Here is a 26965-nt window from a genome sequence, read left to right as displayed (position 1 = left end):
GGCCTTGCGGCCCTTAAGTAACACTATCTAGTTGAATTAGAATTGGTTCATGGTATTAGCTTCACCACCGGCTTTAAGTGCATTCTCGCCAGAGAAGTACTCTTTGTGCGTATCGCCAATGTTAGAGCCTGCAAGGTCTTGATGTTTAACTGACGCTTGCTCACGACGGATTTCTTGACGTTGTACGTCACGTACATAAGCCAGCATACCTAAGTCACCGAAGTAACCTTCAGATAGAATATCTGTGCTTAGTGCCGCTGTATGGTACGTTGGCAATGTGATTAGATGATGGAAAATACCTGCTTCACGTGCGCCATCGCGTTGGAAGTTTTGTACCAGTAAGTCTGCAGCTGCTGCAAGTTCTGTTGCATCCATTTCTGGAGCCATAAGCGCTTTGTTGTCATCAATACTTGGGTAAGCGCTAAGGTCACGACCTGCTTCTTGCCACTCTTGGTATACTTGCTCACGGAACTTAAGCGTCCAGTTGAACGACGGTGAGTTGTTGTATACTAATTTAGCATCTGGAACTTGTTCTTTAACGCGATTTACCAGCTCTGCAATTTGTTTTACGTGTGGTTTTTCTGTTTCAATCCACAGTAAATCAGCGCCTGACTGTAAGCTAGTAACACAATCTAGTACTACGCGGTCTTTCTCAGTGCCTTCGCGGAACTGGTATAAACCGTTATCTAGGCGTGTAGGCTTACAAAGTTGGCCATTAAGCTTCATTGCCGTTTCGCCTTCATTTAAATCATCAACACTGTTTACCGGTGTTGTTTCTAAAAATGCATTGTATTGGCTTGCTAAGTCACCTGGTTTTTGTGAAACCGGTACTTTTTGCGTTAGGCTTGCACCTAGAGAATCGGTACGCGCAACGATAATACCGTTATCAATACCTAGCTCTAGAAACGCGTAACGTACTGCATTAATTTTAGCTAAAAAGTCTTCATGAGGAACGGTAACTTTACCTGCTTGGTGACCACATTGCTTAGCGTCTGATACTTGGTTTTCGATTTGGATAGCACAAGCACCCGCTTCAATCATCTTTTTAGCAAGTAGGTAAGTCGCTTCTTCGTTACCAAAACCTGCGTCAATATCAGCAATGATTGGCACAACATGCGTTTCAAAGTTATCAATTTTATTAAGCACGGCTTGAACGTCGCCGCCGTTTGCTTTTGCATCGTCTAGCTCGTTAAATAAATGGTCAAGTTCACGTGCATCAGCTTGCTTTAAGAAGGTGTAGATTTCTTCGATAAGTGCTGGTACTGATGTTTTCTCGTGCATACTTTGATCTGGAAGTGGGCCGAACTCAGAGCGAAGTGCTGCAACCATCCAACCACTTAGGTATACGTAACTGCGTTTAGTTGTTTTTTGATGACGCTTGATTGCCATCATCATTTGTTGCGCAGTAAAACCATGCCAACAACCTAAAGACTGTGTGTACTGACTTGTGTCTTTGTCGTATGCAGCCATGTCTTCACGCATAATGTCAGCAGTAAATTGTGCAATATCAACACCAGAGCGAAAACGATTTTGTAAACGCATGCGAGTTGCGTATTCAGGATTAATAGTTTTCCATGCACTGCCTTGTGATTGGCATAGTGTTGCTAGTGTATCTGTTTCGCCTTGATATGTTGTCATAATAAAGTCCTTCGAACGGGTATTAATATTTATTGTTGAGAGAGTGACTACATTGCGTTAGCTCTGTAGCGCTTAATTAAACATTAGGCTTATTTTTTAGATTTAGTAAATTTATAGTTGTTATTACGGCTATACATATAGTGAATGGTTAAAAAGCACTCAAAGCGACTTTTTTGCGATATGGTAAGTGTACGCATATAAAAAATGCACTCTGTCGGACCGTTTAAGGATTTTAATTATGAGCCACACTCTCACCCACTCTGGACTCAGCGTTGATAAGCAACTAGCTGAATTTGTTAAAAAACAACTATTACCAGGTACTCATCTAGACGAACACCAGTTTTGGAAAAGCTTTGCCCACATAGTGCAAACACTTACTCCGCTGAACAAGTCACTACTCGCTAAACGTGAACAATTACAAAAGCAGATTGATGACTACCATGTTGCTAATAAAAACGTTGATCAAGCCCAGTACCAAGCCTTTTTAAAAGACATTGGTTATTTAGTTGATGAACCTGCAAACTTTAATATTGAAACCCAAAATGTAGAGCCAGAAATAGCGTTGACTGCAGGGCCACAGTTAGTAGTTCCAGTTAGTAATGCCCGCTTTGCTTTAAATGCTGCCAATGCACGCTGGGGTTCACTATACGATGCACTATACGGTACAGACGTACTCAGTGAGGAAGATGGTGCAGAGAAAGGGACTCAATACAACCCAGTGCGCGGCTTTAAAGTAATGGCCTACGCCAGACAATTTTTAGATAAGGCGCTACCCCTTGAAAATGGCTCGCACATCGAAAGTACTAATTATTCAATCGTGGATGGCGCACTTGCAATTACATTACGCGACAGCTCGCACACTACACTTAAAAACCCTGAACAACTCGTTGGCTATCAAGGTGAGGCACAAAACCCAAGTGTTATTTTACTTAAAAACAATGGATTACATGTTGAGCTGCAAATAGACCACCATCACCCTATTGGCCAAGCAGATAAAGCTGGGCTAAAAGATGTGGTACTTGAAGCAGCGCTGACCACCATTATGGACTGTGAAGACTCAGTTGCCGCAGTTGATGCCGAAGATAAAGTGCAAGTGTACAAAAACTGGTTGGGCCTAATGCAGGGCAACTTGGTTGAAACGTTTAGAAAAGGCGACAAAATGGTCGACCGTACGTTACAAGCCGATCGTCAATACACAGGTATTGATGGCCAAAAACTGACCCTAAAAGGGCGCAGTATGATGTTTGTGCGTAACGTTGGGCATTTAATGACAAACCCTGCTATTACCGATGTAAGTGGTAATGATGTGTTTGAAGGAATTATGGATGCCATGTTCACCGCAACAGCCGCACTGCACGATTTAAACACTAAAAATGCCATTCAGAACTCAACCGCGCAAAGTATTAATATTGTAAAACCAAAAATGCACGGCCCTGATGAAGTAGCATTTGCTAACACTTTATTTGGCATGGTTGAAGAGGCGCTGAGCTTGCCTAAAAACACCCTTAAAATGGGCATTATGGACGAGGAGCGTCGTACATCTGCTAACCTAAAAGCCTGTATTCATGCTGCTAAAGAGCGTGTTGTATTTATTAACACCGGCTTTTTAGACCGCACCGGTGATGAAATTCATACCTCTATGCAAGCGGGTGTGGTACTGCCTAAAGCGGCTATTAAAGCACAGCCTTGGATCAGCGCTTATGAAGATCGTAACGTTGATATTGGCCTAGCTTGTGGCTTAAGCCATAAAGCGCAAATTGGTAAAGGTATGTGGGCAATGCCCGATAAAATGGCGATGATGATGGAGCAAAAAATAGCGCATCCTCAATCAGGTGCTAATACGGCTTGGGTGCCCTCCCCTACCGCCGCCACATTACACGCAATGCATTACCATGATGTGGATGTATTTAGCCTGCAGCAAAGCATTGCCACGCGCCAAATAGCAAGCCTAGAAAGCTTATTAACACCCCCGCTAATGGCAAACCCAGAAACGCTGTCAAAAGAAGATATTCAAAGTGAGCTTGAAAATAACGCGCAAGGTATTTTAGGTTACGTTGTACGTTGGATTGATCAAGGAATAGGCTGTTCTAAAGTGCCTGACATTAACCATATTGGCTTAATGGAAGATAGAGCTACTCTACGTATCTCAAGCCAGCATATTGCCAACTGGCTGCATCATGGCGTGTGCAGTAATGAGCAAGTACAAAAAGTGATGGCAAAAATGGCTAAGGTTGTTGATGGCCAAAATGAACATGACAGCCTTTACATTCCCATGGCAACTAATGAGCAAACACTGGCTAATAGCATTGCCTACCAAGCGGCTTTGGCACTAGTATTTGAAGGCGTTAGCCAACCTAGCGGTTATACTGAGCCGCTACTGCATAGCTACCGCTTAAAATATAAAGCACAGCACTAACTTAAAACTTAACCTAAAAACAAAAAATCAGCTTTACTAAGCTGATTTTTTATAACGGGTGTGAATAATCACTATTCAAATCACTACGAATTAATTTTTAATGGTCGCGTTGTGATAAACATTTTGTACGTCATCGCAATCTTCAAGCATATTGATAAATTTATCAAAGTTGGCAATGACTTCTTCATCTGTAATTTCAACATGTACTTGTGGAACGAAGGTAATTTCATCAACTTCAAAGTTAATGCCTTCAAATGCTTCTTCTAATGCCGTTTTAGCTTTAAAGTACTCAGTATGCGGTGCAAATACCGACACCTTGCCATCTTCGGCTTCTACATCAGTCACATCAACGTCAGCCATCATCAGCGCTTCTAACACGACTTCATCGTCGTCACCTGCAAACCCCAAAACAGCAAGGTGATCAAACATATGTGCTACACACCCAGGTGTGCCGATTTTTGAATCTGTTTTAGTAAACGGTAAGCGCACGTCTTTAATAGTACGATTAGGGTTATCGGTTAAACAGTCAACAATCACCATGCAATTACCCGGGCCGTAGCCTTCGTACCGTGCAGTTGAGTAATCTTCCCCTGCCCCGCCGGCTGCTTTTTCAATTGCTTTTTCGATTACGTGCGCAGGAACTTGGTCTTTTTTGGCTTTTTCAATTAAGCGGCGCAATGTTTGATTTACATCGGGGTCGGGTTCACCACTTTTGGCTGCAACGTAAATTTCTTTACCGTACTTTGAATTTACTTTAGTTTTTGCGTTGGCGGTTTTAGCCATCGAACTTTTGCGGACTTCAAATGCTCTGCCCATCTTGTGCCTCTATTGAATACGTTCTGTTTTTGATATTTTACCAATTCAAAGCGTATTGGGCTAGTGGTTCAACATGTTATGCTGTGCAAAAGCAGCGGGGTATTAATTTAAATAATACCCGTTATGCTATTAGCGAAATGAAATACAGTGCAATTTAACATAACTCCACTTTTTTAGCGTAACTTTCAACTAACGACACTAATTCATCAAAAGCATGAATCACAAAGTCGGCTTGCTCGGCATACGCAGGGGTTACATCGGGAGCATATAAACAGGCTCGCATTTTTGCATTATGGGCCGCTTGTATATCATATAAATAATCACCAACGTAAATAACGTTATCAACGGGCATGGACCACTGCCTTGCGATCATTAATAAAGCACTCGGATCGGGTTTGGCTGGCGCTTCAGTTCGAGTGAGTACCGTTTCTATTGGCAATGGGTTGTGTTGCAACTTTAGTGTGGCCGCTTTATCAAAATTACGAGTCACAATAGCCATAGGAATATTCTTTGCTCGAAGAGCGTTAACAGCTTCAACAACGCCGGGTAAAAGGGTCGCCGTTTGCGCATCAAGTAGCTCATGCTGATGCACTATATTCATCGCTTCTTCACGCATGTAGGGTGAGGGCAATTGCTCTATATATTCGAGTAGGTCTAGTTCTGCAGGGCAACCTACTTGGGCTTTAATCAATGAAAAATTTAATTCTGATGATACTAAGGTTCCGTCTAAATCAAAAATAACACCTTTGATTGCCTCAATTTGCGTTTTCATTTCATTCCTTGCGCTAAGTTATTAGCTCATTTTGCTGGATTTGCTTTATAAAAAAAGTATATCAATAGACAATTACAAAGAGTTCAGTCCATTGCCCTCTTAGTATAGCTCATTTGATAACACAATAGTTTGGGTTTGAATAACAACTGTTATATTGATTTTACGATGAAGTAAATTAACGCGATCAGCTAATTTATACAGCAAAAAAGTGCGCACCTTATAAAGGTGCACAGTGGGTTAGTTAGTTTCAAATCGTGCTTCAAGCCACGTATCGTCTTGACTAAAGTTTAACGTTTTTACTTTTCCTCGCCCTTCAACATTTACCATATTGACTTGCGCAGGCCATAAATCGCGCAATGCGCCATTACTCATCTTAACACCTTCAATCTCATCGGGGATCGTCGCTTCTTGATAAACCCAAAAGAACTTACCATCAACTTGTGCACCCACATAATTAAGTGTGAGCGGCTCACCCGTTAAGGTTTGCAAAGCAACATGAGATTCAACATATTTAGCAAAGCGTTTTTGGTCACGCTTGTTATTGATGATATCCACTTTGCCTTGAAATAAACTGCCAACAGCATGCTCTGTGTCATGTAAGTAAAAGCGATGCATTAATTCAATATTGTGAGTTCGTTGATTAAATAACACCGTGGTAACGGATGATTTTAATTGATGCGCCATACTCGGCGCAGCAATTAAAAAGCAAACAATAATAAGCAAAAATCGCATTATTATTGGTCCTCTTCGTTATTTTTTTCGTCTTTTTTCAGCTCAGTTTTAATATCCTGCATGATATCGCGGCTTACTTTTGCTTTACTCTTTTCACGTTTGTAGACTTCAATACGCGAAGGAATAATACGACGTGGGTAGTGATTATTTTCTACATTCACATCTGCCGTTTCCCAACCCGGATCAACGGTTACTGAGGTGAGCGGTTTGTTTTTGTCGGTAATAATCAGTTTTTGTACGTTTTTGTGGTTACGACGCCAAATTTCTGCAGGAATGTAACGCTCTTCTTTGGTGCCATCTTCATAAGTTAACTCTAAAAGAATCGGCATCACTAGGCCGCCTAGATTTGAAAACTCCATAACATAGTAGTTTTTGTCTTCTTCTAATGCGCGATCGAGTGTTTTACGCTCCCACGGTTTTAAGCCTTTTAAAAATTTGTTGTACGAATTACGCTCTTTATTAGTAACCGTAAAGCGATCGTTTTCGTCATAAAAATCGGTTACATCTGGATTTTTCTCTACCCAGGTTTTTTTACCTTCGGCTCGATTACGCTCAACAAATAATGAACTTGGCTTATTCGCTTCAATATCACGTAAACGCTTAAAGTCGATATCAGGGTTTTTGGTGTCTAACCGTAATTGATATACTTTATCAAGCGAGATATCAACATGGTCTGTAGTGTAAAACCAACCACGCCAGAACCAATCTAAATCAACACCTGACGCTTCTTCCATAGTACGGAAAAAATCTGCCGGAGTAGGGCGCTTATATTTCCAGCGCTGAGCATATTCTTTAAACGCAAAATCAAATAATTCACGACCTAAAATAACTTCACGTAAAATATTTAATGCCGCGGCTGGTTTAGTATAGGCATTAGGCCCTAAACGAAGCACACTGTCTGATTGCGTCATAATTGGCACTTGAGTTTCAGACTTCATGTACGCCACAATATCACGTGGCTCAACACCCCAAGGAATGGTTGGATCCCATTCACGCCCAGCAACACCATCTAAAAAGCTATTTAAACCTTCATCCATCCAGGTCCACTGACGCTCATCTGAGTTTACAATCATAGGGAAATAAATATGCCCCACTTCGTGGATAACAACCCCGATTAAAAAGCGCTTTTCTGCTTGAGAATAAGTACGCGTGCCATCGTCTTGTAAATCTGTACGTGGACCATTAAAAGTGATCATTGGGTATTCCATACCCCCTACAGGACCATTGACTGACTGTGCAGTTGGGTACGGGTAATCAAATGAGTATTTTGAATATACTTCCATGGTATGTACCACAGATTCAGTTGAATATTTCTTCCATAAATCGCCACCTTCTTTAGGGAAAAACGACATAGCCATAACCAGTGGTTGCTCATTCCCCCCTTGTTGGTAACCTTTAGCATCCCACATAAATTTACGTGACGACGCCCATGCAAAATCACGAACGTTTTCAGCTTTAAAATGCCACGTTTTTGTTTTGTCTGTACCGGCTTTTTCGTTTTCGAGCGCTTCTTCTTCAGTAACTACAAATACAGGACGTTTTGCTGTTTCAGCTTTTTTTAAACGCTTGCGCTGAGTACTGGTTAAAACTGAGCTAGGGTTATCAAGCTTACCGGTTGCCGATACAATATGATCTGCAGGAACCGTAATTTCAACGTCGTAGTCGCCAAATTCCAAGGTGAATTCACCGCTGCCTAAAAATGGCTTGTTAGTCCATGCTTCGTAATCAGTATACGCAGCTAAACGAGGGAACCACTGTGCCACTAGGAAAATATCGTTACCGTCTTCTTCAAAGTGTTCATAACCTGCACGTGCACCTACCGCATCTTCTTCAACCAAGTTAAACGCGAAGTCCATGCTAAACTCAACATCTTTACCCGGTTTAAGTGGCGTGTTTAAATCTATACGCATTAGAGTATCAACAACCGTTACACGCAGCGCTTTACCATCTTCATCTTTAACATTGCTAATGGTGTAACCCAGCTCGTTGTCGTTCATAAACTGCTGACGACGTAAATCACCTAAACTTAATTTAGCAGGCTTAGCATCAGGCTCGTTTTGTAGGGTACTTTTAAAAGTTTGCGTGGTTTCTGCAATCGAGTCATTTTTAAAAATGTTTTGGTCAAGTTGAAGCCATAAATATTTAAGCGTATGGGGTGAGTTATTTTTATATTCAATTGTTTGACTCCCCGTTAAGCGACGCTTTTGCTCATCAAGCTTTACATCAATATCGTAATCAACCCGTTGTTGCCAGTAATTTTCTGCTGGTGCACCTGCGGCACTGCGGTAAACATTAGGGGTAGGCAAAGCTTCATCTAATTGACGAAACTTATCAACATAACTGCCTTTAGTCTGTTCAACAGATGAGGCCATCACAGAGCTCGCCATTGCCAAAGGCAATACAAATGCACTCAATGTAAATAAATTTTTCTTCATTGTTAATCCTGATCGATTTTAGTGACGCTACTGTGACAAATTTACAGCTAAGCTTCAATAAAATAGCGATAAAACCCTACTTTTATAGGGTGATATTCCACACCTTTATGTAAATATAAAAAACACGGTTTTACACAACAACATTTAACTAAATTGTTTAGCAATTTACATAAAAAACTAAGCTGTAAAGGGGGTTTACAAAATAGGCTGAGTATCACTAAAAGTAGAGATAAAATGAAAAAACACAGCTATTTTCATTAAAAATACTAAAAAACGCAGTTTTAGGTTGATCTTTACTATGGTTTGTAATTAGAATCGCCCACTTTTTTAATTTGAGGGTACTTTTTTAGTGTTTCTCTCAAATATTTTTTGTTCTAACTAGTCGTATTAAGTGTGGTGAGTTTATGGATTTTTATGTCCTAAAAAAGCAGCAAAAACTAATTGCAATACCAGCAGACGTGCAAAGTTGTAAGCAGTATATTAACTCAGGCTACCTGTATATTGATAAAGTAGCTGCTTGTAATGAAACAAACGCACTAGCAGTATTACAGGCCAAAAAAGCGAAGGCATTAAAGTGGCCTTTAACAATTGCGCTCGCAGCTTTGCCGGTTATTTTTATTGCTTGGTATACTTTAACCTAAAGCGATACTTGCATCTTTAATTGCCTTGGGTATATTGGCGCTCTTATGGTTTTTTAAGAGCGCAAAATGAAAGTTCTTCACACTTCAGACTGGCACTTAGGTCAGCAATTTTATGAACATGATCGCCGTCATGAACATCATGCTTTTTTCTCTTGGTTATTAACCACCCTCGTTAGCCAACAAATCGATTTATTGCTTGTTGCGGGCGATATTTATCATACTGCCACCCCCAGTGCTAGCGCCGAAAACCAACTCTATCAATTTATAAAAAATGCCAAAGCACAGTGCCCACAATTACATGTGGTCATAATTGCCGGCAATCATGACTCTGCTAATCGTATTTTGGCTGCTCAGCCCTTATTAGCCCAGTTTGATACCCATGTTGTAGGCCGGTTTGATCCCGCCAATCCAAATGACGTGGTAATAACAATTAATAATAACGACAAACACGCTGTAGTAATCGCTATGCCGTTTTTACGAACCAGCGATATAAGTACGCTTAGCCAGAGCGAGAATGGCCCTAGTTACGCACAAGGCGTTGCTAAAGCTTACCAACTGGCACTTGAACATGCATTAACGCTTACCAATGAAAGTACGCCTTTAATTGTTATGGGTCACTTGCATGCCAAAGGTGGAAATATTTCTGGTGATTCTGAGCGTAACTTAGTCATTGGCGGTGAAGAAGCCATTTCGGCTTCGGTATTTGGTTCAAAAGCCAATTACGTAGCGCTAGGGCATTTACACAAAGCGCAGTTAGTGGCTAAAAATGAGCACATTCGCTACAGCGGTACACCTATTCCAATGTCGTTTTCAGAAAGGAAATATACCCATCAAGTCAACGTGGTTGAGTTTAACGTACAAAAAGACCAACCGCTAAGCACCACTGTAAACCCCCTTTACATTCCTAGGCTCGCTGAAGTAATTGTATTACCCGAGGGGGAGTGCGTCCCTTTAGCCAAGCTATGCGAGCAAATAAAAGCACTCGATACACAACAATACGAAATAGCGCCATATTTACGAGTAAAGCTAAAATCCAGTGATATCGATACCACTTTTCGTGAACAAATTGAACAAGCACTAAAAGGCAAGCAGGTTAACTTTTGTGGTATAGAACGGGTACGCGATCAGCAAGTGAATAATTCTTCAGAAACGGTATTTGAGGATTTAAGCTTTGTGGAAATGCTCAACCCAATTAATTTGCTCGAACAAGCCTTTAATAACGACAAAGATATGGCTGGCGAAACTGTTCCCAGTGAATTAAAAGCACTATTAACCGACGTTATTGATGAACTTGAACAGGAGCAGCTACTATGAAAATAACCGCCGTGCGTATTCATAACTTAGCCTCCATTGCTGATGCCGAAATCGACTTTTTAGCATCCCCACTCAAAGACGCAGGTTTATTTGCTATTACAGGTGACACCGGCGCGGGAAAAAGTACCGTACTTGATGCCATTTGTTTAGCGCTTTATACGAAAACTGCTCGTTTGAAAGGCGACAAAGGTAACCTAATTGATTTTAACGGCGACAACATAAAGCTTAACGATGCCCGCAATTTATTGCGCCGTGGGAAATGGGAAGGCTATGCTGAAGTAGACTTTAGCGGGCAAGATCAGCAACTTTATAGAGCACGCTACAGTATTCAACGCACGCATAAAAAAGTAACCGGCAAACTAAAAGTGGCAGAGCATACTTTGCATAGCTTACCGGATGAAAGCTTAATTGCCGACAAAAGTACCACCATAAAAGCCATTGAAAATAAAATAGGCCTCACTTTTGAGCAATTCTCCCGTGCAGTGCTACTAGCACAACATGAGTTTGCCGCCTTTTTAAAAGCCACCGGCGATGAGCGCGCACAACTTTTAGAGTGCCTTACTGGCACCGATAAATTTAGTCGAATTGGCCAACGTATATTTGAGCGTAATAAAGCAGTTAAAGATAAATTTGAATTACTAACAGCTAGCTTAGCCAGTTATGCGTTATTGTCTGATGAAGAGCTAAGTGAGAAAAAGCACACTCTTGATGAACTTAAAAAACAAACTGAACACATAAAAACAACGTTGGCCAGCACAGAGCAGGGTGTTAATTGGTATAAACAAGCACACAGTTTAGAGCAAGCATTAACAGAGGCTCAACAAAACGAGCAACAAGCAAGTGATGCACTAAATGCGGTTAAAGCACAAACTGAGCAAGCAAAACAAGCACAAAGTGCGCTTGAAATTAAAGATAATCGCCAACGCTTTAAAAGCTTAACGGTGCAAAACAGCCAGTTAAATTCGCAAATAAAGGAATTAAACGCGCTGGATCATGCCGCGCTTATTAATGAACAAGCAAGTAAGGTTAAAAAACAACAAAGCGAATTAGCAACAGCAAAACAACAACAACAAACAGCTGAACCAGTCATAACAAAAGCACGTGAGCTCGACAGTCAATTAGCTATTTTTACGCAAAGTATAACAAGCCTGATACAACAAAGAGCCAAAGAGCAGCAACAATTAAACGAGTTACAACAGCAGCTACAACAAAATAATCTCAGCGTGGAGCAGGCAACAACACAAAGCACTCACCATCAGCAGTGGTTACAAGAAAACAATCAACTAAAGCCATTGGCCACTGATTGGAACTATTTTAATCACAGCTTTAAGCAGTTTTTTAATACCACAACGCAATTAAAAACACTCGAGCAACAAAAGCAAACTATTACTTTGCAGCTAAGCACTCTCGCTACCAAGCTCAACGAGCAAAATAAACAGTTAGAACATGCAGAGCACGCACTAAGCACTGAACAACAAAATCTAAATAAGCTCACCCAACACCAAGAGCAATTCAATATTGAGCAGTGTGATAATCAGCTTAAAAATATTGATTATTTAAAAGAGCAACGAGCGCGTTATAAGCAATTTAATCAAGAACTAAAGCACACAGTGCAGCAACAAAGTATTACAGCAGAAAAGCTAACTCTGAGTGAACAAACTAACATCACACTGCGTGAGCAATTAAGCAGAAAAGAGCAAGCACTTAAACACGCCGAGCAATCGCTTAATCAAGCACGGCTGCGTGCGAGTGAACATGTTGAACATTTACGCGCACAACTACTGCCTAATGAGGCATGTGCGGTTTGTGGAGCCACTGAGCATCCGTTTGCAAATAATCAAAGCCAACCTTTTAATAACTTAATAACCGACTTTGAAAATACTTATACTGGCGCTAAGCAGCAGCACTTAGATGCACAAACCCAGCTACATCAACATCAAACGCAGCATGCTGTTTTAGTCGCAGAGCATAAGCAGCAAAGCCAAGCGATTGCTGATGCCCAAGCCAAAATGTTAGACATTAAAAACACCATGCAAGCGGCTAAAACAGATCTTAATGACTTGAGCGTTGAGCAGCTTGATGACACCCATAAACAATTAAGCGAGCAAAAAGCGCAGTACTTTTCAGCACAAAAACAACAAAACCAGTTGCAAGAAACGGTTAACCAACTGCAAAACACGGTTAAAAAAGAACAGACTGCTCAGCAACAATTAAATACCCAGCATGTTGAACTGAACAATCAGCTCACCATGCTTAATAATAAGCACCAGGAATTGCTGAGCCAACGCGAAGCACTTATAAGTGAGCTGAATTCTCATTTTGAAAACAGTCAATTTTGGCAAACATTGCAAACCGGCGCGTTAACGCTAAGCGAGCTAGGTGAGCAAGTAGAGCAGTATCAACATCAGCAACTACAACTTGAGCAAACTCAAAAGCAATTAGACAGCGCTAATTTACAGCTGCAGCAACTAACTCCCCTTATTACTAAAGCTGAGCAGCAAATTAGCACGCTCAACGACGATTTAACCCAGGCACAGCAACAACACAACAATACCCAGCAACAGCGCTTAGCGTTATTCGATAACCAAACGATTAGCGCTGATGACTACCAGGCTCAGCTGAATAGACAAGTAGAGCAGTGCCAGAATGAATTAAATCAGAGTCAACAGGCACACGATAGCGCCGTAAAACAGCGCGATGAGCACGCTATTACGCTTAAAAACCTTGAGCAGCGCTTCGCCGATAACAGCCAAGAGCTAACCACACTTGAAACACGCTATAGTGCTTGGTTTGAAGAGTTTAGCGCGCTTTATGCTGATATTAGCCATCAGCAAATCGAGATGCTACTGGCTATAAGTAATGACGATATTAAAGAGCAGCTAAAGCATAGCGAGCAGTTATCTCAAGCATTAGTTGATGCTCATGCCGCGCTAAAACAACAGCAAAATGCCAATGAGCAGCATCAGCAAAATAATAAGCCAGCACACAGCGAAGCACAGTTAATTGAGCAACAAACTCAATTAACTGTGCAGCAAACACAATTACACAATAACTTACTTACGATTAATACTGCCATCGAGCAGCACAACCAAAATGCAAAAGCTCTTGAGGGCAAACAGGCTGAGCTAAGCAAGCTTAAACAACAAGTAGAACAATGGCATTTACTTAATAAAGTGCTCGGTGATGCAACCGGCAAAACAATGCGTAATTTAGCGCAAACACAAACACTAAAAATATTGCTACATTATGCTAATAGCCATTTAAAAACGCTGAATAAGCGTTACGAACTCACAGCAATAGCTGATTCACTTGATATAGCGATTATTGACCGCGATATGGCCGATGAACAACGTTCTGTAAACACACTCTCTGGCGGAGAGTCGTTTTTAGTATCGTTGGCACTTGCATTAGGGCTGGCCTCTTTATCTTCAAACAAAGTGCAAATTAACTCGTTATTTGTTGACGAAGGCTTTGGTACACTAGATAGTGAAACACTTAGTATTGCAATGGACGCGCTAGATTCACTGCAAGCGCAAGGTAGAAAGGTCGGTGTGATTTCACATGTAAGTGAAATGAGCGAACGCGTTGCAACGCAAATTCATGTCGCTAAAAAACCGGGTGGATACTCCACCATAAACGTAATTTAAGGAAATAGTATGCCCACTTTTACAGGCGAAGAAGCACAAGAGTATGATAACCGTATTACCCGTTTAGTCCCAGGTTACGAGCTATTACATCAACTAACCAACGCACAGCTAAGCGCTACGTTAACTGATAACGCCCATATTTTAGTGGTAGGCGCAGGTACAGGTAAAGAAATCGCAGCGCTGGCGAATCTTAATTCTACATGGCAGTTTACCGCTCAAGATACCTCGGCCGACATGTTAGCCATTGCTAAGCAACGCTTTATAGAGCAAGGTATTGATGCACGTATCAGCATTGAGTGCCAACCAGTAGATAAATTAAAAGTTAAAGCCGACGCGGTATTATGTTTATTGGTGATGCATTTTGTTGAAGATAACGGCGATAAGAAGCAGTTATTAAAGGGGATTAAAAATAATCTTAAAAAATCTGCACCAGTATTTATTGCTGATTTAATGCGCCCAGAAACCCCGTTTGAACGAGAGGCACAACTTAATACATGCAAAGAGCTTGGCCTTAGTGAAGCAGGAAAAACGCAAATGGCACATAACTTAGAGCGTGAGTTTTACCCGCTTGATCGGATGCGTTTTAGTGAGTTACTTAATGAATGTGGCTTTGGCATTCCAAAACTGTACTTTAAAGCACTTGGTTTTAGTGGGTACGTGGTATAAATTTTTTGCAAAAAAAAAGCTAATATCGTATTGATATTAGCTTTATCGCTTAACGTTAGTTTAGCGTGGTGAGTGCGCTATAAAGCCCACTCCCTTTAAATTAGATGCAAACGATGTTTTCAGCTTGCGGGCCTTTTTGACCTTGAGTTACGCTAAACTGTACTTTTTGGCCTTCAGCTAAAGTTTTGAAACCGTCGCCTGAAATTGCACTGAAATGTGCGAAAACGTCTGGACCAGACTCTTGCTCAATAAAACCAAAACCTTTAGCTTCGTTGAAAAATTTTACAGTACCAGTAGTTGTATTAGACATAATAATATCCTAAAAAAATAAATAAAAAATTGCCTTAAAATAGGCGTTTAACAGGAAGAAAACAAACATTTAACTTGAGGATATCGCGAAGGATTATTACTAATAACAACGTGGTACTTACAAATAAACTGGGCTTTCTATCAACCCGATGGCAAGCAGAATAACAGCAATACAGTTTATAACAAGCTTTATTTATACTTTATTTTTATATACAACTGTAAAGCCTCTCATAATAGGCTTTACAGCGTCCTCGGCTTAACTTTTTAAACTTCGTGTTAAAACATAACCTGTTAAAAGTGCAAATTACGCGCTCTTACAATATCTTTCATCACAATGGTTGAGGTTAAACGTTGTACACCTGGCAGGGCTGATAGCTTGTCATCGTAGAGTTGTTGGAACGCGGCTAAATCTTTAGTAACGACATGTAACAGGTAATCAGGTGTACCGAATAGTCGTTGAGCATTGGTGATCTGAGGAATAGCATCCACTGCTTTCTCTAATTTGCTTAGCGACACTTTATCGCCCTCTTTAATAGTAATAAATACTAACGCAGAAAAGTTTAAACCCACTTTCTCAGGTGATATTTCGGTGCGGTAACCCACAATTGCTTTGCTTTTCTCAAGCTCTTTAACACGGCGGTGACAGGGCGACACGCTTAGCCCAACACGATCAGCCAATTCAGAGAGGGTAAGTCTGCCATCGACTTGTAATTCGGCAAGAATTTTCCTATCCATGGTATCCATAGTCAATTATTTCCTAAAATGAACGCTTATATTAGTAAAATACAGTAACTTTTACTCATCAGAAAGAAATAAAATAGCTACTCACTTATTTTAGGTTATAGCGCTATGGATATTAATATTATTTTTTCTTTTTGGCTGGTATCAATTTTGTTTATTCTCACCCCTGGTGCAGATTGGGCTTATACAATTAGTGCAGGAATAGCAGGCGATAAAATTGTTCCTGCGGTAGCGGGGTTAATACTTGGGCATTTAATGGCCAGTTTAATAGTAGTGGTAGGGTTAGGTGCACTATTAGCTTCACATGACATTTTTATAAAGCTGTTAACCTTGTTCGGTGCTTTATACATAATTTGGATTGCTACATCACTGTACCGATTTCCTCCTATGCCTGCTGCCTATAACGATGGCCAACAACACACCTCAGACACCCCTCTAAAGTGGATGAGAAAGGGCTTTATCATTAGTGGTTTAAACCCTAAAGTCATGCTGTTATTTTTAGCCTTGTTACCACAGTTTGTGTTGCCAACTTTATCGTTTTCTATCACTGAACAATTGCTGGTACTGAGTGTAATTCATTTAGTAGGCTGTGCGTTGGTGTATTGGTTAATAGGGATAAGTGCCAGAAAAATCCTTAGTAACAATCCCGCATTGTCGCTTAAGTTTGGGCGTGCATCGGCATGTGTACTGTTTATTTTAGGTTCACTAATGCTAGTTGATAGCGCACAAAAACTAACTCACGTCGTGTAACAGTAGCAAAAAAGAAAGTGGCTTATCTTAACTGAGCCACTAATTCACTCAAACGGGCAATTTTAATATTACTCAGCTGCCTATAATCAAAATAGGGGCACACAATAATATTCTGGCTTTTATCTATAGCAAACTCATCATCAAGCCAATCAAATTGGGCGTTTAATTTACCTTGTTGTATTAAGTTTTTAGCGTGAGTTCGCCCAGCAATAATGTGCAACTGGTTTTTACTCTCAGTAAGCACCGGTGTGCTAAATAGTAATGCCGTCTTGCTATGCTGTTGTAACAACAGCTCATCTCGATATGCTTGCCAGCTTACTGCTTGTTTAGCAAATGAGTAATGCTCGCTTGGCATCGCAAATAACACTTTGGCATACACATTAAAGACTTTTCGCCAGCCATTGCCACAGTGCTGATTTATGCTATTTATTTGCCCACTAGCCACAGGCTCTAACTGCGCAAGTGCTTCAAAGTAAGGCATAGGTGGGGCTTTTGCTACATACACGCCAACTCTAAATGAATTATCACCTAACCCTATTAACTGGCTGCTCACCTTAACTACTCTTATTTTGCGCTAAAATACGATCAAGGTTGTTAGCAAAGTTTTGTCTGTCACTTTGGCTCAATGGAGGCGGCCCACCACTCATTTCTACGCCACTTGAGCGCATAGTATCCATAAAATCACGTACATTTAGTAAAGAGCGAATGTTTTCAGGAGTGTAAAGCTCACCGCGCGGATTAAGCGCTTGGCCGCCGTTATCAATCACTTCGCTAGCTAGCGGGATATCTCCAGTGATCACTAAATCACCCTTTTCAATTCGTTTAACTATTTCATCATCAGCGACATCAAACCCTGATGACACTTGTAGTCGACTAATAAATTTTGACGGTGGAATGCGCATGGCATGATTTGCAACCAGTATAGTTTCTGTTTGCGTACGCTCTGCAGCTCTAAATAAGATTTCTTTTATTACCACCGGACAAGCGTCAGCATCAACCCAAATTTTCATGCTAAATTCTTTAAATTGCTTTAGTATTAGAGCGATCCTATAGCAATTTCTAAAGAAAAGGAAACAACATGAAGCTCGCTTTTAAAACCGCATTATTTATTACCGCTATGTTTTTACTCAGTGCCTGTACCAGCGCACCGGAAGGAATAACCCCTGTTAAAAACTTTGATTTAGAAAAGTACCAAGGCAAGTGGTATGAGATAGCACGATTAGACCACTCTTTTGAACAAGGTATGGAGCAAGTAACAGCCACTTATTCAATTAACGATGATGGAACAGTAAAGGTATTAAACAAAGGGTTTATTAGTGAAGAGCAGCTGTGGGACCAAGCTGAAGGCATAGCTAAATTTGTTGAAAATGCCGATACAGGGCATTTTAAAGTATCTTTTTTTGGCCCATTTTATGGCGCCTATATTATTTTTGAACTTGACCAGCCTGATTATCAGTATGCGTTTATTACCAGTTATAGTAAAGATTACTTGTGGTTTTTATCACGCACACCAACAGTAAGCAAAGAGCTTAAGCAGCACTTTTTAAGCCAAGTAAAGGCGCTTGGTTTTGCAACTGACGAAATTATTTGGGTAAATCAAAAAGCGCTGTAAAGGGGGTTTACAAGTTGAATTGATAAATAGTCTAAGCTGTAATAAAACGATCACCTTACTGTAAGGTAAGTTAAATAAAGCAAGACTATAGTGACTGCATCTGCAAAGAAACAAGCAGGTGAAGACATAATGACAATCCCCCTTTTTAATTGGCAAGCCTGATGGCTTGCCATTTTTTTTTACGCAATTTAGCCTGTTTTTTTGGGATCAGGTTTTTACTAACTAAAGCCCATTAAAACCAAAAAATAACGTACTCATGGCCAATATTACTAATATGAGTAAGTTAAAAAGTTTAGTTAACCTCACCAAAAAGCTATAAAAAGTCATTACAATTAAAGCACTTAACGTCATATAGCCACAAAATTGCAAACCACCATAACCTTGTAATTCGTTAACACATAACAGCAAACTTAGTAAAATACTGATCCAAGCAACACTCAATAAAACCAAACGCTGTTGTTGAGTGGGGCGCTTATTAAAAACATCCTTAAAATGATTAAACTTAGCCAGCGCAAAGCAGTTAAAAGCCACCAAACATAAACTAAAAGGAAGCAAGGCAATCATACTTTTTGCTCCTGAGTATTTATTGGAGTTGGTTTTTTAGCTTGCAGAGCAGTACGTAATTTTTCGGTTTGTAACAAAAACAGCAAACCAATTGCTAGAAAAAGGCTATCAAACATAAATAATGCCCACTGCTCGTTACGCAAGTAACTGATTATATTACCCTCTGTTGTTAGCGCATTAACAAGTGGCACACTAAAGCAAGCAATACTGTTTATGGCAGCCATCACACACCACTGCAACTTGTCACGCTTTACAAAGGCAATGATGAACACACATAGCCAAGTTAAAAAGAAAGCGAGTATTTCTTTATCCGAGCGCTCAGCAACCTGTTTACTGAGTAAACGATTAGCCAAAAAGAAAGCCGATGTAGCCAAGGGTAGTCCCATCAATGTTCCTAGATTTAACCCTTCAACTAGCTTTAGCCCCCAAGATGGTTGAGTATTTTTTTTCATTCTTTCGCGTAAGCGCTTAGCCCACATTATGCAGCCTGTCGCTATCATTATGCAGCCGGCAATGCCGCCTAAAAAATATAAAACACGTAATAATGGTTCTGCTAAACGCCCAGTATGCATTGAGTTTAATGATTCATATAGCGCCTTACTGCCAGTGAGTTCATCATCAGTTTGAGCAACAAGCTCACCACTCGCTCCGCTAAAAATTAAACGGGGTGATTGATCCCTTAATGTTTTTCCAGGGCTCACCAAAACCATAATAGTTGCAGCGGCTTTATTCGGGTTATTAATAATTACCCGAGTTATATCAGCCTCTGGCCACTTAGTATAAACCTGATCTAAAACAGTATTGATAGGCACTAAAGGTGCAGTACCTTGCAATGATTCTGTTACAGGACTACTTGGCGAAACATCATTGAAAAAACCACGTATTCCATTTTCATAAACGGTTTGCGCGGGGTAGGGAAATATCATGAATATCAGAGTAATAATGCCGGTGTAGGTAATCATTAAATGAAACGGTAAAGCAAATACAGAACTTAAATTATGTACATCTAACCAGCTACGACTGCCTTTATTAGCTCTAAAAACAAACATATCTTTAAAAATTCGTTTATGAATTACTATCCCTGATATCAATGCAATAAGCATAAACAAGCTTGCAAAACACACAATCCAACGCGCTGTTTTTACATCAATATAATGTAAATCAAAATGCAGGCGATAAAAGAAATTTCCCCCTCGGGTATCTGTAAAAGGGGCTAAAGGCTGCATATTATTTGGATCTAAACGGGTATTTTCAAAAGAGGCTCTGCGCTGCTCAGGCTCTTTTGGCTTAGCATAACCATACGTTAAATAGGGTACACGCTCTTCAGGAAGTGTTATACGCCAATTAGGGACATTAGGTGCTTGGGTATTTAAATACTCAACGCCACTTATTATTTGTTGCTTTTGCGCGCCAATACGGTCTGTCTGCTGCTCAATATTATGAATACTTGGCTGATTCCATAAACTAACTTCATCTCTAAAAAAGCTGATGGTGCCTGCAAAAAATATTAAATACAGTAACCAACACACGAGTAAACCTACCCATGTATGTAACCAGGTCATTGAGCGAAAAAAACTCCCTTTCATAACCATCCCTTCATTAACGACAATATAAAAAATTGCACTACAATACTTAGTAAAATACTGATCCAAACTGTTTTTAACGACTGAACATAAAAACTATAAATAAACACCAGTGCATAAATTAAAATACTCGCAGACACACTTAAAAGAACCGCGTCAACTTTAGAGACCGGCACCACAACACTTAACAGCGACACACTGACGGCAGTAAAAAAATATCCGCCCACAATGGCGATAAAAAAACGCGATAAAACCGCTAATTCATAGTTAAAGCGCTGCATAAATTGCCATAACATAGAAAATACGGGTTTGGGAAAGTCTAAAAGACGGTTAGAGGCCTGCATATACTGCAAATTCCTTTTAAACATAGCTAAAAAAGATGGCGATATTATAACGCCAACAAATACAAAAGATAGTAATTCTTATTTGTATTTGAATGCAGTGATAAGCATTAAATTGAGTTAGTTAAATATTGATCTGCAATAAGATTACAAATTAACTATAAAATAACCTGTATGAGTGAGTGCTTGTTCTGAATGCGTTGTTGTTATCTACTAAATACATAAAGCCGCAGTAAATACACGTCAGTGTATGAAATTAAAAGTTAGCTAAAGCACTCTCATGAATCAGTTTTTACATGGCCTAACAAGAAAGTTTGATACAAGCAGCTAATAATTAAAGACCTTTAAGCTTTAAATTTCCCTCAAATAACACTGGATCAGTATTTTACCAACAAGGGATAAAATACCACTGATATAAACCGATTTTTTACTAACTTATTACCGTGGAGGGTTAAAAAACCACCAAAACGATGAAAAAACAGGCTTGGAAAATTAAATTTCATACTTTTAAACCGACGTGTTAGTAAAAATCTGATCTTTGATAAATGCGGTTTAATCCGTAATGATTTTAATTGGGCAAATAACAATAGAGATGTAATGCGTAAATTATGCTCAATAAACAAACATGTCGCATAGATGTTGCAGCCACTTTATTTTACTGCTTAAGCACAGGTCTCCAGCCATACAAAACTACAAAATGGTTCTGAAAGATTAAAAATAGTTTATAAACATCTATATAGATTCAACATAAGTTAAGTCACTATGACTATGCCTTAAAATAACTCCCTCTAGCGTTAAAATATAATTTACATCGGTGCTATTTTTCTTGTTGCATTTTGCTGGTCAAAATTAATAACTTCATACTGCTTATCTCTTTTAAAAAGCCTTAACGTTAACAAAAGATTTCATTTTGATAACAATTGTGTTTAAATCCGAAACAATGGACTGAGATAACCCTCTAAACTAATTTGCACGGAAGTAAAAAAATAATAATTTTTAAAAATGGAAAAACTATGAATAAAAAAATCTTTGCTGCTTCCGCTTTACTAGCAATCTCATCAACTTCTTTACTTGCATCTAACCAAACATTTCAAGCAAGTGTAAACGGTTGGACTGAGCCTACTTTTGCAGAAGATAGCGCACTGCACTTTGGTAAAATTCGCTTATCTACAAGTTCAACATGTACGATGGATAATGCTGGCGTTGTATCGGGTGACTGTGATGCGTCAGATGCAAACATTCAATTAGGTGGAATTACTGTATCTGGTTTAGCGCCAAATTCAGCAATGAACATTACTGTATCTGGAAGCACAGGCACTAACTTAACTTTTGCTCCAGTAACAACGGCTACAGATGGAACAACCAGTGTAACAACTGCTGACAATGTTGCGTCTCCTTTCACTACTGATGCAAGTGCAACAGATATTACCGTTAATGTATATGGTGATATGACCGTTGATTCTACACTGACAGCGGGCGCTGCTTACACTGTAGATTACACTGTAGATGTGTCTTTCCAATAAGACTATGAAAGCTGAGGCAATAGTAATTTACTAATTTAGTCTCAGTTTATTTTTTTGCGCAATTGCGCATTAAAAATAAAATGTGTGGAGCATCGCGCTCCACTTTTTATTATCATGTTGTTGAGTTGTCCCATGATGTTTAAACTTTTTTGTTGGGCTTCCCTTTGCCTAACTCTTTTACTACCTGAAATTTGTAGTGCCAACCTTGCGCTGTCTGAATACCGTTTATACTTCGATGGACGTACTAAAAATAATTCACTACTTATCCGCAATACCTCTAATAAAAATCTCGATTTTAAACTTGTTGTTACCCATAAAGATATGACCGAAGAAGGAGCGCTTATAGATGTTACTCCGCAACAAGTTGAAGGACGCTCTGCCAAAAACATGCTACGGTTTTCACCACGTCGCGGCACTATTGCCCCAAAAGGGATGCAAGCTATCAGAATGACCGTTCGCAAAAAAGCTGAGCTTGCTGTTGGCGAATACAGGGCGGTGCTTAAAATCATAGCCTCTGAATCACAAAACCCTGACGCTGATGGAATAAGTATTAGGCCTAAGGTTGCTTACAGCGTGCCTGTTATCGTTCGTCATGGCCAATTAGAGGCTGACTCAGAATTAATAAACCCGCAATTAATTACTCAAAATGGGCGCCCGACTCTAACATTTTGGCAAACACTCACAGGGAATCGCTCTGTGTATGGAAACTTTGAATTAGTTGATGAGAATAATGTAATGGTTGGTGAAATAGCCAATGTGGCCGTTTATACCCCTCTATCTCGTCGCAAGGTATACATCACTTTACAAGCTCCTGTGACAGGACCTTTGACACTCAATTACAAAGAAAACGAGCTTTACGGCGGTAAAATCGAGTTAGCGATCCCTATTAATATCAAATAGAAAGTGCTAAACATAAGGGCATTAGGCTGTGGTTTAGCGGCTCGCTTATTACTTTGTACATTACTGTTAATTGCACCTAAAGCAATCATTGCCAAGCAGTTACCGACTCTTTATCAATGGCCTATTGATGAGGAGGCTTTTGTGATTATAAATGTCAGGGTAAATGGGCGTTCAGTTGTCTCAGATTTAGAAGCCTACTATTCAAAATCAAATAAGTTGCTATTGCCCATAAGCGCCCTGAAATCGACTATGGGAATTAGCTTAAATGTGTCAAAAAATACACTGGTTGCTAAAGTTGACTCAAGTGAGCTGGTGCTTAATACTGAGCTTTCCTCAACTTTAGCTCCCTCAGAAAATGTTTCATTGTGGGCTGTCGATGACTACGACCACTATGTTGATTTATCTGTCATAAATACACTTTTAAATACCGACTCGCGCTTTGATTACTCACTGATGCAGGTTTCATTTTCTAGTAGCTTGCTTACTTATAATAACAACCAAGTAACAAGTGGTATTACAAAACAAATTAAGTCCAAAGCACTGCAATACGATCACTTTATAGACGACCAATACCAAACGCTGACCTATCCGATATCTGAATATTCGTTATCAGCAAGCTATAAATCGTCTAATAATCGTTATAAGGGGCTGCTCAGACTTAATAGCTACTTTGACTTATTTCATCATCGAGCTGAACTACGATTCAACAAAAACGAAAACACCGCTAATACCTTTTTAAAAGTAACTAAAGACTTTAATTTAAGTGAACAAGATCACTCACTGGCACGCATTCACTACCAATTAGGAGATATTCAATCTCAATCAGATCAGCTTATTACTAGCTCAAATCAAGGTCGGGGATTTTATATTTCAAATGCTAACCCTCATTCGGCACAAAACTTTTCAACCATTACCATTGAAGAACCCGCATTACCGGGCTGGCAAGCGGAGCTGTATCGAAATGGTCAATTTATTGCCACTACTCAAGCTAACGACGAAAATTTGGTTCGATTTACCGATGTTGAAACGTTTTACGGCAACAATATTTTTGAAATTAAACTTTTTGGCTCACAAGGCGAGCAAATCACACGTACTCAAAAATATACAATAGGACAAGACGCACTATCGCCCGGAAAAATAAGCTATCAAGTAGAGTTTTTAGAAACAGATAAAAGCGTTTTTAATCAATCTAATAACGCTTCAACAGCGATGAGTAATTCCTTTAAAAGCAATCTCTCATATGGCATTAGTGAATTTATCACTTATGACGCTCAAGTTACTCATTTGCAAACTGACCAAGATAACAGCAGCTACCTATCATCGGGGCTAAATACACTTACAGATCACGGCAGTTACCGTTTTCTAGCCACAAAACAACTCGATGCTGGCTATGCTTATTTTGCCGGCTTTAGAGGCCTACTTTCTGATACACTTTTTAACGACATCAGTGTTAATGTTGAATACAGTGCCCTTAATGACTTTTCTAGCGCTTTATTTGTAGCACAAGAGAACTCACTCAAAAATAGGCTGTTATTGAGCCTAAATGGTCGGACTGATTTCTTTAACTCCCTTAACTGGAATATGAGATGGAGCAATGAAGTACGTGAAAATACCAACACTAAAAACCGACTCTCATTAGGTATCAATAAAAGTTATATCGGAGGAACATGGTCAAGCCAACTATTTTATGATGACGATACGAATAACCTAATAAACCGGCTTTATTCTTCAATGGATATTGCCTCTTGGAAATGGACCAACACCTTAGATTGGCAGACTAATAATGGCGCAGAACTTACTCGTTTGAGAAGTAGTTTACGTTGGCCACAAACACAAAGCACCTTCAATCAAACCCAGCTGACATATCAGTCTAACTCTGCAGCAAATACGCTTTTAAGTCATCAGTATACATACCGCCATGAGATATTTAATATACAAGTATCAGGGCAAGTCGATAATCAAGGTGATTGGCGCTTTTCTTTAGGTTTAAATGGCACATTTAGTTTTGATCATTTAGAAGCAGACTTTAACTTTGACACTCCTCGCTCATTAAATTCCGGGCAAATAGAAGTTAGTTCGTTCATAGATTGGAATGAAAATGAAATCTTTGACCAAGGCGATGAGCCAATTCAAGACGTTAATTTTACTGGCAACTACCTATGGCGAGATAAATACACAAATAATGACGGAAAGGTCTTGCTGCCAAGCAGTTACGGTGGCCAAGTTTTAGATGTTAATTTACGCTCGTTGTCTAATCCTTACTTGCAGCCCTCTTTAGGGAAAATTAAAACATTGGCTCATAGAGGCGGGCAAACCAAAGTAAACATTCCTTTAGTTGTCTACAACGAGGTTGAGGGGACTATCTATCTATCGAGCAATGAAAAGAGTAAACCTATCGCAGGACTGACGGTTGTACTTAAAGAAAAGGGCGGCGAAAAACATTATTCAACGGTCACTGAATATGATGGTTATTATTATTTTTCTAATGTTTCTCAAGGAAGTTATATTCTTGAAATAGAAAAAAATGAGCAGCTATCAGAAAACGTAACCATAAAAAACCTTCCCGAGCAGATCATCACTGAAAAAAGCGGCGATACAATAATACTGCAAGACATCATTCTATACACAAATAACGCTAATACCTTAAATAAGCAACCAGCAACAGCAGCTAAAGCAAACCAAAACACGCCTTATTTTGTGCAATTAGGCGTATTCAAAAAGTTTCAATCGGCACTTATTGTGGCGAATAAAATTGATAAAGCAGCCTATGCTTTGCAGTTATATAAACATGAAAACCGTGATAGCTATTACCTCGTTGCAGGCCCATATAATAATGCAGCTAAAGCACAGCAAACCATTAATGATGTTTATTCAATACCGGCGCTTCATGGCAGCTTTATGGTTGATGCAAGGCGATATGCCTCACCACAGTGGCGAAAAATAGGGGAGTGGGGCGATATGCAAACCCAAAAAACTGAGACTTACTTTTGCCAGTACGTAGCATATACCTCTGAAAAATCAGTTAATAAAAAACTGCTAAGGGAAAATCCATCACTGTTCGTAGCAAAGCAAGCAATAAAAGGTGAGGCCCATTATTTGATGCTGTCAGGGCCGCATAATGCAAAGCAAACAGCGTGTGATAAGCAAGTGGTTAAACAAATAGAAGGGCTCACCACCGCGATAAAGAAACCTTGGCACAGCATTTTTGCTAGAAATCAGTAGTAAAGTACTGCACCTGTGTTTTGCCATCACTGTTTAAATGCGACTCACATTTTATTTCACAACGCGCTCCCGCGGATTCGGCAACCCAAATCGATTGCGCGCTCTTTTTAATATAACAGGCAGAATACAGCGCATCTTCTTTTTGCGCAGCAACAACAAAACAGCGTTGAAAATTACCCAAAGGTAACACTTTAATTGGATAAACTTGTTCTTGTGCAATTACACCAGCACTAAACGTTTGAGATGATTTGGCATAAACAGCATACGAAATAGCGAGCATACATACCAAAGACATTAAAATAGATATTTGTTTCATATAATTAAAGCGAATTAAAAAACAATG

The 26965-nt window shown here is 39.7% G+C and carries 23 protein-coding genes; 10 read left to right on the top strand and 13 right to left on the bottom strand.

Annotated features, from left to right (window positions below; genetic code table 11):
* Positions 1-36: 36 nt before the first annotated feature.
* Positions 37-1638, bottom strand: coding sequence for an isocitrate lyase (locus CWB78_RS10315; RefSeq protein ID WP_010388704.1), 1602 nt, complete (start codon positions 1636-1638; stop codon positions 37-39).
* 238 nt (positions 1639-1876) lie between these two features.
* Here CWB78_RS10315 and CWB78_RS10310 point away from each other — a divergent pair, with 238 nt between their 5' ends.
* Positions 1877-4054: a malate synthase G gene (locus CWB78_RS10310; RefSeq protein ID WP_138595411.1), complete on the top strand. Its 2178-nt coding sequence runs from the start codon at positions 1877-1879 to the stop codon at positions 4052-4054.
* Positions 4055-4144: 90 nt separating this feature from the next.
* Here the strand turns inward: CWB78_RS10310 and CWB78_RS10305 are convergent, their stop codons facing one another.
* The 4 genes from CWB78_RS10305 to CWB78_RS10290 all read right to left on the bottom strand — a co-directional run bounded on the left by CWB78_RS10305 (position 4145) and on the right by CWB78_RS10290 (position 8809).
* Positions 4145-4870: a YebC/PmpR family DNA-binding transcriptional regulator gene (locus tag CWB78_RS10305; RefSeq protein ID WP_010388706.1), complete on the bottom strand. Its 726-nt coding sequence runs from the start codon at positions 4868-4870 to the stop codon at positions 4145-4147.
* A gap of 154 nt (positions 4871-5024) precedes the next feature.
* Entirely contained in the window at positions 5025-5642 is a 618-nt protein-coding gene (locus CWB78_RS10300; RefSeq protein ID WP_010388708.1) for an HAD family hydrolase, read from the bottom strand.
* A 237-nt stretch (positions 5643-5879) separates the two neighbouring features.
* Positions 5880-6374 carry a DUF6702 family protein gene (locus CWB78_RS10295; RefSeq protein ID WP_010388709.1) on the bottom strand — a complete coding sequence of 165 codons (495 nt, stop codon included), beginning with the start codon at positions 6372-6374 and terminating at the stop codon, positions 5880-5882.
* A 2-nt stretch (positions 6375-6376) separates the two neighbouring features.
* Positions 6377-8809: a M1 family metallopeptidase gene (locus CWB78_RS10290; RefSeq protein ID WP_010388710.1), complete on the bottom strand. Its 2433-nt coding sequence runs from the start codon at positions 8807-8809 to the stop codon at positions 6377-6379.
* A gap of 404 nt (positions 8810-9213) precedes the next feature.
* On the opposite strand from CWB78_RS10290, the gene CWB78_RS10285 reads away from it, so the two are divergent.
* The 4 genes from CWB78_RS10285 to CWB78_RS10270 all read left to right on the top strand — a co-directional run bounded on the left by CWB78_RS10285 (position 9214) and on the right by CWB78_RS10270 (position 15077).
* The gene (locus tag CWB78_RS10285; RefSeq protein ID WP_055012632.1) at positions 9214-9450 is read left to right on the top strand and encodes a hypothetical protein; all 237 of its coding nucleotides are present in this window, start codon (positions 9214-9216) and stop codon (positions 9448-9450) included.
* Positions 9451-9516: 66 nt separating this feature from the next.
* Positions 9517-10764, top strand: a complete 1248-nt coding sequence (locus tag CWB78_RS10280) for an exonuclease SbcCD subunit D C-terminal domain-containing protein (protein ID WP_055012633.1) — start codon at positions 9517-9519, stop codon at positions 10762-10764.
* A complete protein-coding gene (locus CWB78_RS10275) occupies positions 10761-14411 on the top strand; it encodes an SbcC/MukB-like Walker B domain-containing protein (RefSeq protein ID WP_138595409.1) in 3651 nt (1216 codons plus the stop codon). Before CWB78_RS10280 ends, CWB78_RS10275 begins: the two co-directional genes overlap by 4 nt.
* A gap of 9 nt (positions 14412-14420) precedes the next feature.
* Positions 14421-15077 carry a class I SAM-dependent methyltransferase gene (locus CWB78_RS10270; protein WP_055012635.1) on the top strand — a complete coding sequence of 219 codons (657 nt, stop codon included), beginning with the start codon at positions 14421-14423 and terminating at the stop codon, positions 15075-15077.
* Between the two features lie 100 nt (positions 15078-15177).
* Here CWB78_RS10270 and CWB78_RS10265 read toward each other — a convergent pair whose 3' ends face one another.
* A complete protein-coding gene (locus CWB78_RS10265; RefSeq protein WP_008110773.1) occupies positions 15178-15387 on the bottom strand; it encodes a cold-shock protein in 210 nt (69 codons plus the stop codon).
* Positions 15388-15677: 290 nt separating this feature from the next.
* A complete protein-coding gene (locus CWB78_RS10260; RefSeq protein WP_249930437.1) occupies positions 15678-16121 on the bottom strand; it encodes an Lrp/AsnC family transcriptional regulator in 444 nt (147 codons plus the stop codon).
* 114 nt (positions 16122-16235) lie between these two features.
* Between CWB78_RS10260 and CWB78_RS10255 the strand changes: the two genes are divergently transcribed.
* Positions 16236-16877, top strand: coding sequence for a LysE family translocator (locus tag CWB78_RS10255; protein ID WP_138595405.1), 642 nt, complete (start codon positions 16236-16238; stop codon positions 16875-16877).
* Positions 16878-16899: 22 nt separating this feature from the next.
* Here the strand turns inward: CWB78_RS10255 and CWB78_RS10250 are convergent, their stop codons facing one another.
* Positions 16900-17430, bottom strand: a complete 531-nt coding sequence (locus CWB78_RS10250; protein ID WP_138595403.1) for a DUF6942 family protein — start codon at positions 17428-17430, stop codon at positions 16900-16902.
* A 1-nt stretch (position 17431) separates the two neighbouring features.
* A complete protein-coding gene (locus CWB78_RS10245) occupies positions 17432-17887 on the bottom strand; it encodes a YaiI/YqxD family protein (RefSeq protein ID WP_010388718.1) in 456 nt (151 codons plus the stop codon).
* A 68-nt stretch (positions 17888-17955) separates the two neighbouring features.
* Between CWB78_RS10245 and CWB78_RS10240 the strand changes: the two genes are divergently transcribed.
* Positions 17956-18489, top strand: coding sequence for a lipocalin family protein (locus CWB78_RS10240; RefSeq protein WP_055012638.1), 534 nt, complete (start codon positions 17956-17958; stop codon positions 18487-18489).
* A 222-nt stretch (positions 18490-18711) separates the two neighbouring features.
* On the opposite strand, the gene CWB78_RS10235 is transcribed toward CWB78_RS10240, so the two are convergent.
* From CWB78_RS10235 to CWB78_RS10225, 3 genes are read right to left on the bottom strand one after another with little or no spacing between them, the layout of a single operon-like run.
* Positions 18712-19053 carry a DUF3325 domain-containing protein gene (locus tag CWB78_RS10235; RefSeq protein WP_138595401.1) on the bottom strand — a complete coding sequence of 114 codons (342 nt, stop codon included), beginning with the start codon at positions 19051-19053 and terminating at the stop codon, positions 18712-18714.
* Positions 19050-20639, bottom strand: a complete 1590-nt coding sequence (locus CWB78_RS10230; protein WP_138595399.1) for a PepSY-associated TM helix domain-containing protein — start codon at positions 20637-20639, stop codon at positions 19050-19052. Before CWB78_RS10230 ends, CWB78_RS10235 begins: the two co-directional genes overlap by 4 nt.
* On the bottom strand, positions 20636-20980 hold the full coding sequence (locus tag CWB78_RS10225; RefSeq protein WP_138595397.1) for a hypothetical protein: 345 nt from the start codon (positions 20978-20980) through the stop codon (positions 20636-20638). Before CWB78_RS10225 ends, CWB78_RS10230 begins: the two co-directional genes overlap by 4 nt.
* Before the next feature lie 1010 nt (positions 20981-21990).
* Here CWB78_RS10225 and CWB78_RS10220 point away from each other — a divergent pair.
* The 3 genes from CWB78_RS10220 (at position 21991) to CWB78_RS10210 (ending at position 26622) form a co-directional block, all read left to right on the top strand.
* Positions 21991-22500 carry a hypothetical protein gene (locus CWB78_RS10220; protein ID WP_010388724.1) on the top strand — a complete coding sequence of 170 codons (510 nt, stop codon included), beginning with the start codon at positions 21991-21993 and terminating at the stop codon, positions 22498-22500.
* Between the two features lie 132 nt (positions 22501-22632).
* On the top strand, positions 22633-23400 hold the full coding sequence (locus CWB78_RS10215; RefSeq protein WP_241773569.1) for a fimbrial biogenesis chaperone: 768 nt from the start codon (positions 22633-22635) through the stop codon (positions 23398-23400).
* 3 nt (positions 23401-23403) lie between these two features.
* On the top strand, positions 23404-26622 hold the full coding sequence (locus CWB78_RS10210; protein ID WP_138595395.1) for an SdrD B-like domain-containing protein: 3219 nt from the start codon (positions 23404-23406) through the stop codon (positions 26620-26622).
* On the opposite strand, the gene CWB78_RS10205 is transcribed toward CWB78_RS10210, so the two are convergent.
* Complete coding sequence (locus tag CWB78_RS10205) at positions 26609-26938, bottom strand: hypothetical protein (protein ID WP_138595393.1); 330 nt, start codon at positions 26936-26938, stop codon at positions 26609-26611. The genes CWB78_RS10210 and CWB78_RS10205 overlap by 14 nt on opposite strands.
* Between the last annotated feature and the right edge of the window lie 27 nt (positions 26939-26965).

Origin of the sequence: Pseudoalteromonas sp. S1612 (genome assembly GCF_005887175.1) — a bacterium.
GTDB classification, from domain to species: Bacteria; Pseudomonadota; Gammaproteobacteria; order Enterobacterales; family Alteromonadaceae; genus Pseudoalteromonas; species Pseudoalteromonas undina.
This window is presented reverse-complemented; position numbering and strand designations above follow the sequence as displayed.